We start from the raw sequence: 16,311 nt of genomic DNA on the forward strand, positions 1-16,311 counted from the left end.
TACCCCCAGGACATGCTCGACCTCTACGGCGTCGAACTGCCCGTCCAGAGCGGCGACATGGAACTCATCAGCGCCCCCCTCGACTGGATCGGCCTGAACTACTACTTCCGGCAGATCGTCACCGGCGACCCCACCGGCCCCGCACCCCACTTCCGCCAGGTCCCCGGCCCCAACGTCGAACACACCGCCATGGACTGGGAAGTCCACGGCCCCGGCCTCGAACAACTCCTGCTCCGCCTGGGCAACGAGTACGGCGTCCAGAAGATCTACGTCACCGAGAACGGCTCCGCCTACCACGACACCGTCGACGCCGACGGCCGCGTCCACGACCCCGAACGCACCCAGTACCTCGAGGAGCACCTCGCGGCCTGCGCCCGCGCCGTGCGCAAGGGCGCCCCCCTCGCCGGCTACTTCGCCTGGTCCCTGCTCGACAACTTCGAATGGGCCTACGGCTACGACAAGCGCTTCGGCCTCGTCCACGTCGACTACAAAACCCAGCAACGCACCGTCAAGACCAGCGGAACCCGCTACGCACAGCTCATCACGGACCACCGCCTGCGCACACGCAACACCGCCTGACCCACCACACCGCACCGCACGGAACCACGTCCGATGAACGCCGACGCACCGGCCACCCATGCTCCACCGGGGTGGGCCGGTGCTCGGCGTTCGGGCCGGGTTCACCGGCCGACGTCTGCGGCCTCGCCCGCCATGCCGAGGGTGGGGCTTTTGCCGCTTATGTGACCTTTAGCCCCTTGTCCGTCTCCGGGCCGTCCCGCATCGTTGCAAGGGTCAAGCGTTCGCTGCGGAAGGACCGTCGGCACGCCGAACGAGACCGGGCGCCAACGCGCTCGTCCGGTCGGACGGGAGAACCGCCGTGCGGATCGGCACCAACCTATCCATGACGCGCCCCCGGGGCCTCTCGCCCCGGGGCGTCGTGCTGCTGTGCGCGGCCGCGCTGGCCGTGCCGCTCGCGGCGGCCGGTGTCGTCTTCGCCGAGATGCACGCCGCCGGCGGGCGGACCGCCGATCTCATCCGGCACCGCCTGGACCCCGCGGCGGCGGCCGCCGAGCACCTCGCCACCGTGGTGAACGGGCAGTCCGCCACCCGCCGCGGCTATCTGCTCACCAACGACGCCTCCTACCTGGGCGAACTCGACGCGGGCACCGCCGAGGCGGCCGAGACGTTCTCCGAGCTGAACCGGCTCGCCACCTCCGTCCCCCGCCTGAACCTGGACCTCGCCCAGCTGGAACACGAGCTCGGCGACTGGTTCGCCGCCGTCGGCCCGAGCGCCGCCGCACCGGCGCCCGACGCCTCGGCGCAGGTGAGGGCCCAGGCCGTCCGCACCTCCGACCCCCGGCCACTGCGCACCAGCGGCAACCGGCTCACCGAGCGGATCGCCGAGACCCGGGACGACGCCATGGCCGACGCCTCCGCCCACCGCGGCGGCATGCTGATCGTCGTCACCACGCTCACCGTGGTGCTCCTCGCGCTGGTGGTGGGCATGGTCGTGCTGGGCATCCGACGGGTCCTGCGGCCGCTGGCCGTCCTCGAACTCCGCCTGAAGGAGGCCGGGCACGGGGTACCCGGCCACGTGCCCGGCCCGCAGCGCGGATGGCTGCGGGAGGTCTCCGACGAGGCCGAGCGACTGCGGGTGCGGACCCGGGAACTCCTGTGGGCCGCCCGCCGGGACCGCGAGGCCCTCACCCAGCACGGCGAGGCGGCCGTCGGGGTCGCCGACTTCCTCGTCGCCCACGCCGAACCCGGCCCGGGCATCGACGCCGACGGCTACCTGGTCGCCGCCGAGGGCCTGGTCGCGGGCGACTTCTGGGACATCCTCGCCCTGCCCGACGGCACCACCGCCCTCGTCCAGGGCGACATGTCCGGGCACGGCGTCCAGGCCGGCCTGACCAGCGTCACGGTCAAGGGCCGCGTCTCCACCGCGCTCAGCCTGGGACACCGCCCGCACGAGGCCGTCCGGGCCGCCTGGGACGTCCTCGCCACGGAGGACGAACGCTTCGTGACCCTCGCCATCGCCGTCCTCGACCCGAGGGCCGGAACCCTCCAGTGGGTCAACGCCGGCCACGAGCCTCCGCTGCTGCGGCGCGCGGACGGCACCGTGGAGCAGCTCGACGCCACCGGGCCGCTGGTCAGCTCCATGATCGACGCGGCCGGCCGGCCCTGGGAGACCGCCCTGACCCACCTCGCCCCCGGCGACCTGCTCGTTCTGGCCACCGACGGACTCACCGAGGCACGCGACGCGCACGGCGAGGAGTTCGGCGCCGACCGGATCGAGCAGACCCTGCGGGCCATGACGGCCACCGACCCGCAGAGCGCCATCGCCGATCTCTACCGCGCGGCCGACCGGCACGGCGTCGACTGGCAGCGCGACGACGTCACCGTCCTCGCCGCCCGCATCACACCCGCTCCGGGCCCCGACCATGACCCTGGCACCGGGACCGGGACCGGGACCGGGACCGGGACGAGCTGACCGCCGGGGGTAGCTGCGACGTGCCGGTCTACCGGCCTCCGGTCGTCTGCCACTGTCGCCGGCCGGCGTCGAAGCCCGCGAGCATGAAGGTGAGCCAGCGTGCGCGTGCCGGGGCGTGGGTGTCGGCGGGAGCCGAGTGCAGCAGCAGGTAGACGTCCTCGATGACGACGTCCGGATGCATGTCCCCGTCCGCCTTCGCCTGCTCGATCAGACGTTGTCCGGCGCGGGTGGCTCGTTCCAGCTGGTCGGCGCTGAAGCGGTACCCCTCGGCGAGGCGGTCCGCGGCCAGGCGGAAGGCGCGGTCCTCGGCGGCGGTGTCGACGTAGGTGGTCGCGAGCGCGCGGAACTCCTCCATCGCGGAGGTGCGCCCGTTCGCCACCTGTTCCCAGGCGGCCTCGGTGATGTCGGCCAGTCGTTCCAGGGTTCCCTGCAGAGCCGCGTCCAGGAGCGCCGACTTGTTGGGGAAATGACGGTACAGGGTGCCGGCGGCGACGCCTGCGGCCGCTGCGATGGCGTCGGTGGACACCTCGGCGCCGTACCGGGTGATCAGCTCGCGGGTGCTGTCGAGGATTCGGGCGCGGTTGCGAGCCGCGTCCGCCCGCAGAGTCCGGTCCTGCCCCATCGAGTCCGCCTTTCCGTGCCGTGTGCCACCCAACTGTAGCTGTGACCGGGCCACTGTTTGCGGAAAGGTGAGCGCACGCTCATGATAGAAAGTGGGCGGCCGCTCACCTTGTGGCGAGCCGCCGCTCGTCCGCCGCCCTCGCGAAGAAAGCAAGACCATGCAGATCACCCTTCTCGGCGCCACCGGCCCCACCGGCCAGCAGGTTCTCCGGCAGGCCCTGGAGGCCGGCCACCACGTCACGGCCCTGGTACGCGACCCCGCCCGCCTGCCCCAGCGCGACGACGACCGGGTCACCGTGATCACGGGAGATGCCACCGACACCGACGCCGTCGAGCGCGCCCTGCACGGAAGCCGGGCCGTCGTCTCCGCCCTCGGCCCCGGCAAGGACTTCACATCGACCCTGGCCACCCGCGCCGCCGACGCCGTGCTCGCCGCCATGGCGGACAGCGGCGTCGGGCGCCTGGTCTGGCTGTCCGCACTCGGCGCCGGCGCCACCGCCCGGCAGCAGTCGGTCATCCAGAGCGCCGCGTCACGACTGCTGATGAGCAGGCTCATGGCCGACAAGGGCGTGGCCGACGACAGGATCGCCGGCGGCGGCCCGGACTGGACCGTCGCCCTGCCGGTCATGCTCACCAACGGGCCGCACACCGGCACCTACCGGACGATCGACGCCGACAGCGGCACCGGCCGGATCGGCGGGAGGGTCAGCCGCGCAGACGTCGCGGACTTCCTCCTCAAGGCGGCCACCACCGAGGAGGGGACGCGCCGCCGCGTCATCCTGACCCGCTGACCCGGCGCGCCGTGGACACCGTGGGCACAGCTCACGACGCACAGCTCGCACGTCCCCGCCGGTGTGCGGCGCGGCATCGCCCGCACACCGGCCCGGACCCTGCCGACCTCCACCCGCCGGGCCCCATCCCGCCCCACCCGCCCCGCCTTGCATCAACCGACGAGGCCGGCGCCGCGTTCGGGCCCGTGACCTGTAGGAAGCCGCCCTGGCCGGGTGCCCGTACGCGTGACAGCCTGGGCGGATTCGCGGCTACAACATTCTGTTGAAGATTTCCTTGACGGCCGCGCGAGCACCGCCGTACGTTGTTTCCGCATACCAAAACCATTCTTCCGCATCGTGGAATCCTGGAGATGAGCCCTCCGGCCCACAGCGGGCCGACGCAGGAGAAACCCGATGCCTCGTATGACAGCCGCCCGCGCGGCAGTGGAGATCCTCAAGCGCGAAGGCGTGGACGTCGCGTTCGGCGTGCCGGGCGCTGCCATCAACCCCTTCTACGCGGCGCTCAAGGCCTCCGGCGAGATCCGCCACACGCTCGCCCGCCACGTCGAGGGCGCCTCCCACATGGCCGAGGGCTACACCCGCGCCAAGGCCGGCAACATCGGTGTGTGCATCGGCACTTCGGGCCCGGCCGGCACCGACATGATCACCGGTCTGTACTCGGCGATCGCCGACTCGATCCCGATCCTGTGCATCACCGGCCAGGCCCCGACCGCCGTCCTGCACAAGGAGGACTTCCAGGCCGTCGACATCGCCTCGATCGCCAAGCCGGTGACGAAGGCCGCGACGACCGTCCTGGAGGCGGCCCAGGTCCCCGGCGTCTTCCAGCAGGCGTTCCACCTGATGCGCTCCGGCCGGCCCGGCCCCGTCCTGATCGACCTGCCGATCGACGTCCAGCTCACCGAGATCGAGTTCGACCCCGAGACCTACGCGCCGCTGCCGGTCTACAAGCCGTTCGCGACCCGCCCGCAGATCGAGAAGGCGATCCGGTTCCTGCTCGACTCCGAGCGCCCGCTGATCGTCGCCGGCGGCGGCGTCATCAACGCCGACGCCGCAGAACTGCTGGTCGAGTTCGCCGAGTTGACCGGCACGCCGGTCATCCCGACCCTGATGGGCTGGGGCATCATCGCCGACGACCACGAGCTGAACGCCGGCATGGTCGGCCTGCAGACCTCGCACCGCTACGGCAACGCGAACCTGCTGGCCTCCGACTTCGTCCTCGGCATCGGCAACCGCTGGGCCAACCGCCACACCGGCAACCTGGCCGTCTACACCGAGGGCCGCAAGTTCGTCCACGTCGACGTCGAGCCGACCCAGCTCGGCAGGATCTTCGCCCCGGACTTCGGTATCGCCTCCGACGCCAAGGCCGCGCTGGAACTGTTCATCGAGGTCGCCAAGGAGCTGAAGGCGGCCGGCCGGCTGCCCGACCGCAGCGAGTGGGCCGCCGCCACCCAGGAGCGCAAGGCCACCCTCCAGCGCCGGACGCACTTCGACAACGTGCCCCTCAAGCCGCAGCGCGTGTACGAGGAGATGAACAAGGCCTTCGGCCCGGAGACCCGCTACGTCACCACCATCGGCCTCTCCCAGATCGCCGGTGCACAGATGCTGCACGTCTACCGGCCGCGCCACTGGATCAACTGCGGCCAGGCCGGCCCGCTCGGCTGGACCATCCCGGCCGCGCTGGGCGCCGCCACCGCCGACCCCGAGACCCCGGTCGTCGCCCTCTCCGGCGACTACGACTTCCAGTTCATGCTGGAGGAGCTGGCCGTCGGCGCCCAGCACCGGATCCCCTACGTCCACGTGCTCGTGAACAACGCCTACCTCGGCCTGATCCGCCAGGCACAGCGCAACCTGGACATCAACTTCCAGGTCAACCTGGAGTTCGAGAACATCAACTCCCCCGAGCTGGGCGTCTACGGCGTCGACCACGTCAAGGTGGTCGAGGGCCTCGGCTGCAAGGCGATCCGGGTCACCGAACCGGACCAGCTGCTGCCCGCCTTCGAGCTGGCGAAGAAGCTGGCCGCCGAGTTCCGCGTCCCGGTGGTCGTCGAGGCGATCCTGGAGCGTGTCACCAACATCTCGATGGGCGGCGCCGGCATCGACGCCGTCAACGAGTGGGAGGAGCTGGCCACCGAACCCGGCCACGCCCCGACCGCCATCAAGGCCCTCAGGTCCTGACCGCCACCCGCTGACGACCCGTACGGGCCCCGGTACCGCTCACAGCGGCGCCGGGGCCCGCACGCGCCGCGCCCACCGCGCCGGGCGTAGGGTCCGACTGTCGGATCCTCACCCGGAAGGCAGTGCACACATGGTCAGCATCGGCAGGCTCACCCCCGAGGACCGGCCCGGGTGGGAGGTGCTGTTCCGCGGCTACCTCGACTTCTACGAGCGCACGCTCCCACCGGAGATGTACGACCGGGCCTGGACGGCTTTCCAGGACGACACCGTGATGCACGCCTTCGGCGCGAAGCTCGACGGCCGGCTGGTGGGCATCACCCACTTCCTGGTGCACGCCAACACCACCGCCCCGGACGTCTGCTACCTCCAGGACCTCTTCACCGCACCGGACGCCCGCGGCCACGGCGTCGGGCGGGCGCTGATCGCCGCCGTCACCGACTGGGCCCGGGAGCGCGACTGCAGCCGGGTCTACTGGTCGACCCAGGAGACCAACGCCACCGCACGGCGGCTCTACGACCAGGTGGCCGTGAACCGCGGCTTCATCCTCTACCAGGTCAACCTCTGAGCAGTCCGCGGGTGCCCGGTGCTCCCGTGCCGGGCGACCGGGGCGGCGCGTCGGGTGTCAGGCGGTCGGGGTGGGCGCGTCGGGGCTGATGATCCCGTGTTCGCGAAGGGCCGCCCAGAACTCCTGCGGCACGTGCTGCTGCACGGCGCCCAGGTCCTCGGCGATGCGCCCGGGGCGGGTCGCACCCGGGATGACGGCGGCCACGGCCGGGTGGGCCAGCACGAACCCGAGAGCGGCGGCCTTGATGCCGATGCCGTACTGCTGCGCCAACTCCTTGATCTGCCGCACCTTCTCGACGATGTCGTCGGGCGCCTGGGCGTACTCGTAGTGACTCCCGCCGGCCAGGATCCCCGAGCTGTAGGGGCCGCCGACGACGATGTCGACGCCCTGCTCGGCGGCGGCGGGCAGCAGGCGCTGGAGGGCCCGCCGGTGGTCGAGCAGGGTGTAGCGGCCGGCCAGCAGGAACGCGTCCGGGCGCGGCTCGTCCAGATCGAGGGTCATCTCCAGCGGCTCGACCTTGTTGACGCCCAGCCCCCAGGCCTTGATGACGCCCTCCTCACGCAGCCGGGTCAGGGCGCGGAAGGCGCCGGTGCGGGCGCTCTCGTAGACGTTGATCCATTCGTCGCCGTAGAAGTCCTGGGCGACGTCGTGGACCCAGACGATGTCCAGGCGGTCGGTGCGCAGGCGCTTGAGACTGTCCTCGATCGACCGCAGGGTGGCGTCGGCACTGTAGTCGTTGACGATCCGGTTGGGGCGGCCGTGCTCGAACAGCGCACCCTTCTCGCCCAGTTGCCGGGCGGCCGGGTCCTCGACCTCGTCCAGGACCACCCGCCCGACCTTGCTGGACAGGACGAACTCGTCGCGGGGCTGCTGGGCGAGGACCTCGCCGAGCCGGATCTCGGCCAGGCCCGCGCCGTACAGGGGTGCGGTGTCGAAGTAGCGGATCCCCTGGTCCCAGGCGGCCTGCACGGTGGCGACGGCCTCCTCGTCGGGGATGGCGCGGAACATGTTGCCCAGCGGGGCGGTGCCGAAGCCGATACGGCCGGGCAGCAGGGAGCGGATGCTCATGACGGGGTTCCTCGTTCGGGGGGAGGGCGTACGGCCTGCGGTCGATCGTCGGCCGCCCCTCGGGGAGCGGTCCGGTCGGTTGCGGACGACGTACGGGTGCGGAGGCGTACGTGCTAGGAGGACGTACGGGGAGTGCTTCTCCGGAGTGCCTTTCCGGAGTGCTTCTCCGGGGAGCGCGCCCGGCGGCCGGCCGGGGCTCGGCGCGGCCGGCCGCCGGGGCGGGTGGGGCTAGTTGAGGGCGTCGGGGTCCGGGCCGGTGCGCAGACCGCGGTCCAGCGCGGCGATGGCGGCCATCTCCTCGGCGGTCAGCGCGAAGTCGAACAGCGCGAGGTTCTCCCGGATGCGGTCGGGCGTGACCGACTTGGGGATGACGACGTTGCCGAGCTGCAGGTGCCAGCGGAGGACGACCTGGGCGGGGGTCCTGCCATGCCCGGCCGCGATCGAGGTGATCGCCGGGTCCGCGAGCAGGGCGCCCTGGGCGAGCGGGCTCCACGCCTCGGTGACGATGCCGTGCCGGGCGTGGAACTCGCGCAGCGCCGTCTGCTGGAGGCCCGGGTGGAGCTCGACCTGGTTGACGACCGGCACGACGGAGGTGCTCTCCAGCAGGCGCTGAAGGTGCGCGGGCTGGAAGTTGGAGACACCGATGGCCCGGGTCCGGCCGTCGGCGAGCAGCTTCTCCAGCGCGCGCCAGGTGTCGCGGTAGAGGTCACGGGCCGGGGTCGGCCAGTGGATGAGGTACAGGTCGACGTGGTCGAGTCCGAGCTTGTCCAGGGAGGCGTCGAAGGCCGTGAGGGTGGTGTCGTAGCCCTGGTCCGCGTTCCACAGCTTCGTGGTGACGAAGAGCTCGTCACGGGCGATGCCGGAGGAGGCCAGGGCCCGGCCGACGCCCCTCTCGTTGCCGTAGATCGCGGCGGTGTCGATGCTGCGGTACCCCGACTCCAGGGCGGTGCTGACCGCTGCCGTCGTCTCCTCGTCGGGGACCTGGAAGACGCCGAAGCCGAGCTGGGGCATGGTGATGCCGTTGTTCAGGGTGATGCCGGGAATGGAGGCCATGGTGTTCGTCTCGTTCTCGTCGTGGTGCGAATGCGATGACCACTTCCGCCACCCGCGGGTATGCGGGTGCCGGACGGTCGGCGGCCCGTGCAGGGCGGCCACGCTCGATGGCTCTGGAGGGCAGGATTGCCACAGCGCCTTACGAGCGCCAACAATAATTGCAGACGCCTGATATTTGCAAACGCGCTATATCTGCGCGCGCCGATCGGCCGACGGGTTCGACGAGAGTCGCAAGGGTTGAGGGGCGGAGACGGAGACGGGAACTGGGACGGGGGCAGGGCTCAGGGGCAGGAGTAGGTGAACGTGGCGGCGGCACTGTGCCGCGCCGGTGCGAGGATCTCCACGGTTGCGGTGGCCGGCAGGGTGCCGTGGCCGTCGAACGTCCAGCGCAGGACCAGGTCGGCCTGCCGGCTGCCGGCCGGAACGGACTGCGTCAGCTCGCCGGAGGACGTGCCGTCGCTGCGCAGCCAGCGGTAACGGACCGTTCCCGCCCGGCCGTTGGTGGTCACGGTGGCAGTGATGACGGCGGCCCCACCGCAGGACGGACCCGCCGGATCGGTGCCGGCCGTGACCGCGGTGACGGCGAGGGCCGGGGTGTACCAGCGCCAGCCGAACAGTCCGAGGACGGCGAGCAGCAGGAGGAGCAGGAGCAGCCGGCGACGGCGGCGCCGGGGGCGCTCGGGCTCGGCCCCACCGTGCCAGACGGCGGCCGCGGCCGGCGGAACGCCCGGGCCGAAACGGCGGAACTCGCCTTCGGCGAGGGGCCGTTCGTCCTGTGACGGTTCGTCCTGGAGCGGGGCCGGTACGGACTGTGGAGCCGGAACCGGCTGGGTCGCGTCCGGGGTGGCCCATGCGGTCGGGTCCAGGAAGGTGGCGTCGTCGGCCTCGTCCGGCGGGCCCGGTCGTGCGGTGCGATCGGCGTCCTGGCCGAGGCGGACGGTACGGTCCGGGTCCTGGGCCAGGCGGACGGTGCGGGTCGGGTCCTCGTCGCCCGGCGCCGGTCTGCGTGGTGCGGTCATGCGGCCCTCCTGGGCTCGGGGTGCGACTCGGGGTGCGGCTCGGAGTCAGGTTCGGGGTCAGGTTCGGGAGGCCGCTCAGCGCAGCGGGATGCAGGCGCCGAGCTGCGCGTAGGTGGTCCGGCTGAGCTGGGCGGCGGGACCGGTGGCGACCTGCACCGCCCAGATCGGGTTGGGGTCGTTCGAACCGAAGACGTGCGGGTAGTCCGCCCGGACGGTGGTGCTGCCCTTGGGGATCACCACCGTCTGGGTGGCGGCCACCGGGTTCCCGACGGTCCGCGCGGTCTTGTGGATCCAGCTGAGCGTGAGCGTGACGTCGGCGGCGCCGTCCGTCTGCACCGTCACCGTGGCCACGGTGTCGTACCCGCTGCCGCAGCGGAAGCCGTCGAGGTTGAGGAAGGTGACCCGGGGCGTGACCACCGGCGCGGCCGTGGTCGGTGCGGGGCTCACCGACGCGGTGGCGGTGGCGGTGGCCGTCGGGGTGACGGTGGGCACGGAGGTGGGAGAGGCGGACGGGGCCGCGGACGGTGACGGCTTGCCGCTCGCCGTCGGTGACGTGCTCGGCGGCCGGGGCGTGGCCGTCGCCGACGTGCTCGGTGCGGCCGGGGACGGCGGGACGGACGGGGACGGCGATGCGGTGACCGGCGTGGGCTCGGCACCGGTGGGGCCGGGCGCCGAGGGCGAGGGGGCGGGCGGCGTACCCGGGCCCAGCGTGGTGGTGGCCTCCGGCGAGGGGGCCGCGAGGACGGTGCGGGCGTCCCGTTCGCCTGCCCCGGCCACCGCCACCCCGGCGAGCGAGCCGGCCGCGAGCACGCCGGCGGCGGCCCCGGCCAGGATCTTGGCACGCCGGCCGATCCGCAGCCGCCGAAGGCCCTGCCGGGCCGGAACCGGAGCCGCACCCGGCGGCACACTGCTCTGCGCCAGGGAGGTGTGGGCGAGCGCCGTCCCGCCGTCCGCCGGGCCGCCCGCACCCCAGGGCAGCAGAGCTGCCAGAGCCGCTACCGCCAGGGCGAGTTCGGCGTAGCCGCGAGTCTCCCAGTCGGGACCGTACCCGGCGGCCGCGACCGCTTCGAGTTCTGCCACGAAGGCCGCCGCGCTGTCCGGCCGGCCGGCCGGGGCCTTGGCGAGGCCCGCCCGGATCAGCGGCCGTACCTCGGCCGGTGCCAGCTCGTCGGGGATCGGTGCCTCGGTGTGCTGCACAGCCAGTTCGGCGACGGTCGCGCCGTCGAACGGCCGGGCGCCGGTCAGGCACTCGAAGAAGGTCACCGTCGCGGAGTAGACGTCGGCCGCCGGCGAGGCGGGCCGGCCCGCCCACTGCTCGGGCGCCAGGTAGGCGGGGGTGCCGGAGATGTCGCGGTCGTCGCCGGTGCGCACCGCGATGCCGAAGTCCACCAGCTTGGAGGTGCCGTCGGCGGCGACCAGGACGTTGCCGGGCTTGTAGTCGCGGTGCACGACACCCGCCGCGTGAGCCGCGGCCAGCCCGAGCAGTGAGCCCTTGAGCACGACCAGCGCCGCCCTGGGAGTGGTGGCGCCCTCCTCGCGCAGCAGGGTGCGCAGGGCGACGCCGTCCACCAGCTCCATCACGATGGCGCAGCCCCGGCTGCTCTCCACGTACTCGTAGAGGCGGGTGACGTGCGGCGAGCGCAGCCCGGCGAGCACCTCGGCCTCGGCGCGGAGGTTGTCGGCCCCGGCGTCCCGGTTGAGGTACTTGATGGCGACGGGCGTGCCGGTCGCGTCGTGGCGGGCCAGCACCACCCGTCCGCTCGCGCCCGTGCCGAGTTCCCGTCCGTGCGTGTAGCCGGGCAGCAGCAGGCCGCCCGTGGCGGCGTCCGCTCCGCCCGCGTCGTCGGCGTCCATCGTGTCCGCCCCCCGTTCGTCTCCGCCGCACGATGGTGCGGCCTCTGCAATCGACGCGACGGTACGCTGCCGGGTTCCCGGATGGACAATTCCGGTAGGTCACGGTTTGGGCGATTCGCACACCATCTCAACTGTTGCCGATGGCAAGCACCTTCGCGGGTCGGGGCAGGCCGGGGGCCTGATCCAGCATCCGAGACGGGATTGCCCGGGCGCCGGGCGGACGACACCATGGCGGCATGGCCCCCTCATTCGTCACCCGTCGCCGCGTGCATCTGCTGCGTGTTTCGACGATGACGTGTCGGGCCGTTTCGCGCTGTACCGAGGGCTGTTGATCCCCGGTCCCGCCCTCGGCCGCCGACGAGCGGCCGCTCCGGACGCCGTCCCGCCCGACCGCCTCACCCGCGCCTAGCCCGCGGCGGGCCACGGGCAAGGACACGGCGTACGCCCCCACCTGACGGATCGCCCGTCCCAGGCCGTCGCCTCCTGCGGGACGCGCCCGGCTGGCGACGGTCCGCGCCCTCCCCCGAGCTGCCCACGAGGTTCCGCATGCCCGCGCCCGCACCCATCCCGGCCCCGCTCCCGGCCCCGCTCCCGGACGCACGCCCCGCACCGCTGCTGCACTGGTTCCTGCCCACCGGCGGGGACGGCCGCGACCCGGGCGGCGTCACCGCCGTCCAGGGCCGCACCCGGGCGGCCACGCGACGTCCGGCCGACATCGGCTACCTCGGCCAGGTGGCCCGGGCCGCCGAGCAGGCGGGTTTCACCTCGCTCCTCACCCCGGTCGGGCTCGGCTGCGTCGATCCGTGGATCCTCAGCGCCGCGCTCACCCAGCACACCAGCACGATCGGCTTCCTGGTGGCCTTCCGGGCCGGCCTGGCCAGCCCGACCCTGATCGCCCAACAGGCCGACGCCTTCCGGCGTTTCGCGGGCGGCCGACTGCGGCTGAATGTCGTCACCGGCGGTGACCCCACCGAACAGCTCGCCTACGGCGACCAGCTCGGACATGACGAGCGCTACCAGCGCACCGGCGAACTGATGGCAGTGCTGCGGGAGTTGCTCGACGGTAAGCGCTCCGACCTGGACGGACGGCACATCCGGCTGGCCGGGGCGCAGCTCGTCGACCCCGCCGTCGAACACCCCGTCCCGCTGTACTTCGGCGGCGCCAGTCCGGCCGCCGAGGCCGTGGCGGCGCGGCATGCCGACGTCCAGATGCTCTGGGGTGAGACCCCGGCGGCGATCGGCGAGCGGATCGGCCGGCTGCGCGCGCTGGCCGGCGCGCAGGGCCGCACGCTGCGCTACGGGCTGCGGCTGCACGTCATCGCCCGGGACACCGCGGCCGAGGCGTGGGCCGAGGCCGACCGGATCCTGGCCGGGCTCGACCCGGCGGCCGTCCGGGCGACCCAGGAGCGGTTCGCCGCGATGGACTCGGTGGGCCAGTCCCGGATGGCCGCGCTGCACGGGGGCAGCACCGACGCCGCCGCGCTGGAGGTCTCGCCGAACCTGTGGGCGGGCATCGGCCTGGTCCGCGAGGGCGCGGGCACCGCCCTGGTCGGCTCGCACGACGAGGTCGCCGAGCGGCTGGCGGAGTACCGGGCGCTGGGGATCGACGAGTTCGTGCTCTCGGGCTACCCGCACCTGGAGGAGGCGTTCCGGGTGGGCGAGGAGGTCGCGCCGCGGCTGCGCGAGCTGGCCGCCGTCCAGGACGGCGTCGCGCGGAGCGCCGGGGGCGAGTCCTGATGGCCGTCGCCGAGCCGATCGACCTCCGGGCCGCCGCCCGGCCGGCCCGCCGTGCTCCCCGGCTCGCCGCCCTGCGCTGGGCCGCCCTGCGCGCACTCGCCCTCGCGGTGCTGCTGGCCGGCTGGCAGCTGGTGGTGGCACTGGAGATCTGGCCGCGCGTCCTGGTGCCGTCACCCGCCGAGGTGTGGCACCAGTTCGTCCTGGCCTCCACCGTGCACGACGGCGTGCGCGGCTACCGCGACCACCTGCTGATCGAGCACCTCGGCGTGAGCCTGCGCCGGATCGGCCTCGGCACCGGATATGCCATCGCCCTCGGCATCCCGCTGGGCCTGGCCATCGGTGTGCTGCGTCCGGTGGCGGTCGTCCTGGAGCCCGCCGTCACCTTCCTGCGGACGCTGCCGCCGCTGGCCTACCTGAGCCTGCTGGTGATCTGGTTCGGCATCGACGAGCAGCCCAAGATCTGGCTGCTGCTGATCGCCGCGCTGCCGCCGATCGCGGCTGCCACGGCCGCCGCGGTGCGCGGCGTTCCCGGTCATCTGGTGGAGGCGGCCCGCGCGTTGGGCGCCGGTCGGTGGTCGCTGCTGGGCGGGGTGGTGGTGCCGGCCGCGCTGCCGGAGATCCTGACCGGCGTCCGGATCGCGGTCGGCGTCGCGTACACCTCGGTGGTGGCCGCCGAGACCATCAACGGCGTGCCGGGCGTCGGCGGCATGATCCGCGACGCGCAGCGCTACAACCAGACCGCCGTCGTCATCGTCGGCATCATCGCCATCGGACTGTCCGGCATCGTGCTGGACGCCCTGCTCAGGGCCGCCGAACGGGCCTTCGTGCCCTGGCGCGGCCGCGCCTGACCGCACAAAAGCAGCCCCGCCCCGGTCGACCCGTCAGGACCGACCGCTCACAACCCCACCGTTCGAGACCGACCCACCAGGCAAGGAGACCACCATGTCCTCGTCCAGCATCCGCCGGGCCGTCCTGCTCGCCACCACCGCCGCCCTCACCGTCACCGGTGTCACCGCCTGCGCGAGCGATGCCGCCGACAAGAAGACCGGTGGCCAGGGCAGAACCACCGTCCGCATCGCCTACCAGGAGATACCGAACGCCGACCTGGTGGTGAAGGACAAGCGCTTCCTGGAGGACGCGCTGCCCGACGCCGACATCAAGTGGGTGAAGTTCGACTCGGGCGGCGACGTCAACACCGCCGTCATCGCGGGCTCGGTCGACCTCGGGCTGGCCGGCTCCAGCCCGGTCACCAAGGGGCTGTCCGCGCCGCTGAACATCCCCTACAAGGTGCTCTGGATCCACGACCTGATCGGCGACAACGAGGCCCTGGTCGCCCGGGGCGGGATCACCGACATCAAGCAGCTGGCCGGCAAGAAGGTCGCCACGCCGTTCGGCTCCACCTCGCACTACTCCCTGCTGGCCGCTCTGCAGGGCGCGGGCGTGGACCCGTCCAAGGTCAACGTCATCGACCTCCAGCCGCAGGACGCGCTGGCCGCCTGGAAGCGCGGTGACATCGACGCCGCCTACGTGTGGACGCCGACCCTCACCGAGCTGGAGAAGGACGGCAAGGTGCTGGTCACCAGTCGCGAGCTCGCCGATCAGGGCCGCCGCACCGCCGACCTCGGCGTGGTCACCACCGCGTTCGCCAAGGCGCACCCGGAGATCGTCACCGCCTGGCTGAAGGCGGAGGACAAGGCCGTGAAGCTGGCCAAGAGCGACCCGGAGCAGGCCGCCGCCTCCATCGGCAAGCAGCTCAACCTCCCCACCGCGGACGCGCTCGCCCAGCTGAAGCAGCTGGTGCTGCTCACCGCCGCCGAGCAGACCGGCGCCGACTACCTCGGCAAGCCCGGAGCGCCGGGCAAGCTGGCCGACAACCTGAACGACGCCGCGGCCTTCCTCAAGTCCCAGCAGAAGATCGACGCCGTGCCGGACGCCGCCGCGTTCGGCGCCGCGCTGGCGGTCGAGGAGCTCGCCCGTGCCGCGGGTTGAAGCCGGCACGGCCGGGCCCGGCTCCGCCACCCCGGCCGCTGAACGGACCGCTGAACGGGCCGCTGAACGGGCCGCTGAGCCCGCCGTCGCCCTGGAGCGGGTCACCGTCCGCTACGGGGGCGAGGGCTCGGGCCCGCTGCGCCGCCGGTCGGGCGAGCCGGTGACCGCCGTAGCGGACGTCTCGCTCACGGTCGCCGACGGCGAGTTCGTCGTCCTGGTCGGCCCGTCCGGCTGCGGTAAGACCACCCTGCTGCGGGTGGCGGCCGGGTTCGAGACCCCGACCGAGGGCACCGCGCTGGTCCGCGGCGCCGCGCCCGCCCCCGGACGCGGCGCGGGTGTGGTGTTCCAGCAACCGCGGCTGTTCCCGTGGCGCACGGTGGGCGGCAACCTGGGCTTCGCGCTGGCCCGGCTCGGCGTGCCCCGCCCGGCGCGCGCCGAGCGGATCGCCGAGCTGCTGGCACAGGTCGGCCTGGCGGGGACGGCCGGCCGCCGTACCTGGGAACTGTCCGGCGGCCAGCAGCAGCGGGTGGCGATCGCCCGGGCGCTGGCGGGCGAGCCCCGGCTGCTCCTGCTCGACGAGCCGTTCGCGGCGCTGGACGCACTCACCCGGGAGCGGCTCCAGGAGGAGCTGCGGGCTCTGGCCGTCCGCAGCGGCATGACCGTGGTGTTCGTGACGCACTCCGCCGAGGAGGCCGTGCTGCTCGGCTCGCGGGTGCTGGTGATGGCGGCGGGGCCGGGCCGGATCGTCGCGGAGCTGGCGGTGGACCTGCCGCGCGAGCCGGAGACGGACGCGGCGGCGCTGCGCGGCACCGCCGACTTCGCCCGCCTGCGCGGTGAACTCGCCGAGGCCGTCCGCCGCTCGCCCGAGGAGTAGGCCGGTCCGCCCCTGAGCCGTGCGGCGGACCGGAGCCGCCACGGCGGACAACCACCGCGGGCCCGGAACAGCTC

General features: G+C 73.2%; 14 protein-coding genes. 9 read left to right on the top strand and 5 right to left on the bottom strand.

Annotation, left to right across the window (positions count from 1 at the left end):
* The coding region (locus ACFUK0_RS35855) for a family 1 glycosylhydrolase (protein WP_380257453.1) at positions 1–579 on the top strand (579 nt) is incomplete at its 5' end.
* A gap of 322 nt (positions 580–901) precedes the next feature.
* On the top strand, positions 902–2,491 hold the full coding sequence (locus tag ACFUK0_RS35860; protein ID WP_380257455.1) for a SpoIIE family protein phosphatase: 1,590 nt from the start codon (positions 902–904) through the stop codon (positions 2,489–2,491).
* Between the two features lie 28 nt (positions 2,492–2,519).
* On the opposite strand, the gene ACFUK0_RS35865 is transcribed toward ACFUK0_RS35860, so the two are convergent.
* Positions 2,520–3,113, bottom strand: coding sequence for a TetR/AcrR family transcriptional regulator (locus ACFUK0_RS35865; RefSeq protein WP_380257457.1), 594 nt, complete (start codon positions 3,111–3,113; stop codon positions 2,520–2,522).
* Between the two features lie 157 nt (positions 3,114–3,270).
* On the opposite strand from ACFUK0_RS35865, the gene ACFUK0_RS35870 reads away from it, so the two are divergent.
* From ACFUK0_RS35870 to ACFUK0_RS35880, 3 genes are all read left to right on the top strand, one after another.
* Positions 3,271–3,903, top strand: a complete 633-nt coding sequence (locus ACFUK0_RS35870) for an NAD(P)-dependent oxidoreductase (RefSeq protein ID WP_380257459.1) — start codon at positions 3,271–3,273, stop codon at positions 3,901–3,903.
* 393 nt (positions 3,904–4,296) lie between these two features.
* Positions 4,297–6,078 (top strand): glyoxylate carboligase, encoded by a 1,782-nt coding sequence (gcl, locus tag ACFUK0_RS35875; RefSeq protein WP_380257461.1) that lies wholly within the window; start codon positions 4,297–4,299, stop codon positions 6,076–6,078.
* A gap of 130 nt (positions 6,079–6,208) precedes the next feature.
* Complete coding sequence (locus ACFUK0_RS35880; protein ID WP_380257463.1) at positions 6,209–6,643, top strand: GNAT family N-acetyltransferase; 435 nt, start codon at positions 6,209–6,211, stop codon at positions 6,641–6,643.
* Between the two features lie 57 nt (positions 6,644–6,700).
* Here ACFUK0_RS35880 and ACFUK0_RS35885 read toward each other — a convergent pair whose 3' ends face one another.
* The 4 genes from ACFUK0_RS35885 to ACFUK0_RS35900 all read right to left on the bottom strand — a co-directional run bounded on the left by ACFUK0_RS35885 (position 6,701) and on the right by ACFUK0_RS35900 (position 11,637).
* Complete coding sequence (locus tag ACFUK0_RS35885) at positions 6,701–7,711, bottom strand: aldo/keto reductase (protein WP_380257465.1); 1,011 nt, start codon at positions 7,709–7,711, stop codon at positions 6,701–6,703.
* 228 nt (positions 7,712–7,939) lie between these two features.
* Positions 7,940–8,764: an aldo/keto reductase gene (locus ACFUK0_RS35890; protein ID WP_380257467.1), complete on the bottom strand. Its 825-nt coding sequence runs from the start codon at positions 8,762–8,764 to the stop codon at positions 7,940–7,942.
* Positions 8,765–9,045: 281 nt separating this feature from the next.
* On the bottom strand, positions 9,046–9,783 hold the full coding sequence (locus ACFUK0_RS35895; RefSeq protein ID WP_380257469.1) for a hypothetical protein: 738 nt from the start codon (positions 9,781–9,783) through the stop codon (positions 9,046–9,048).
* A gap of 75 nt (positions 9,784–9,858) precedes the next feature.
* On the bottom strand, positions 9,859–11,637 hold the full coding sequence (locus ACFUK0_RS35900; protein ID WP_380257471.1) for a serine/threonine-protein kinase: 1,779 nt from the start codon (positions 11,635–11,637) through the stop codon (positions 9,859–9,861).
* A 546-nt stretch (positions 11,638–12,183) separates the two neighbouring features.
* On the opposite strand from ACFUK0_RS35900, the gene ACFUK0_RS35905 reads away from it, so the two are divergent.
* From ACFUK0_RS35905 to ACFUK0_RS35920, 4 genes are all read left to right on the top strand, one after another.
* Positions 12,184–13,374 carry an LLM class flavin-dependent oxidoreductase gene (locus tag ACFUK0_RS35905; RefSeq protein ID WP_380257473.1) on the top strand — a complete coding sequence of 397 codons (1,191 nt, stop codon included), beginning with the start codon at positions 12,184–12,186 and terminating at the stop codon, positions 13,372–13,374.
* Positions 13,374–14,222 (top strand): ABC transporter permease, encoded by an 849-nt coding sequence (locus ACFUK0_RS35910; protein WP_380257475.1) that lies wholly within the window; start codon positions 13,374–13,376, stop codon positions 14,220–14,222. The genes ACFUK0_RS35905 and ACFUK0_RS35910 overlap by 1 nt, the downstream gene beginning before the upstream one ends.
* A gap of 94 nt (positions 14,223–14,316) precedes the next feature.
* Positions 14,317–15,363, top strand: a complete 1,047-nt coding sequence (locus ACFUK0_RS35915) for an ABC transporter substrate-binding protein (RefSeq protein ID WP_380257477.1) — start codon at positions 14,317–14,319, stop codon at positions 15,361–15,363.
* Complete coding sequence (locus ACFUK0_RS35920; protein ID WP_380257479.1) at positions 15,350–16,237, top strand: ABC transporter ATP-binding protein; 888 nt, start codon at positions 15,350–15,352, stop codon at positions 16,235–16,237. Before ACFUK0_RS35915 ends, ACFUK0_RS35920 begins: the two co-directional genes overlap by 14 nt.
* Positions 16,238–16,311 lie beyond the last annotated feature (74 nt).

The organism is Kitasatospora sp. NPDC057223, assembly GCF_042669755.1.
In the GTDB taxonomy this organism is placed as follows: domain Bacteria; phylum Actinomycetota; class Actinomycetes; order Streptomycetales; family Streptomycetaceae; genus Kitasatospora.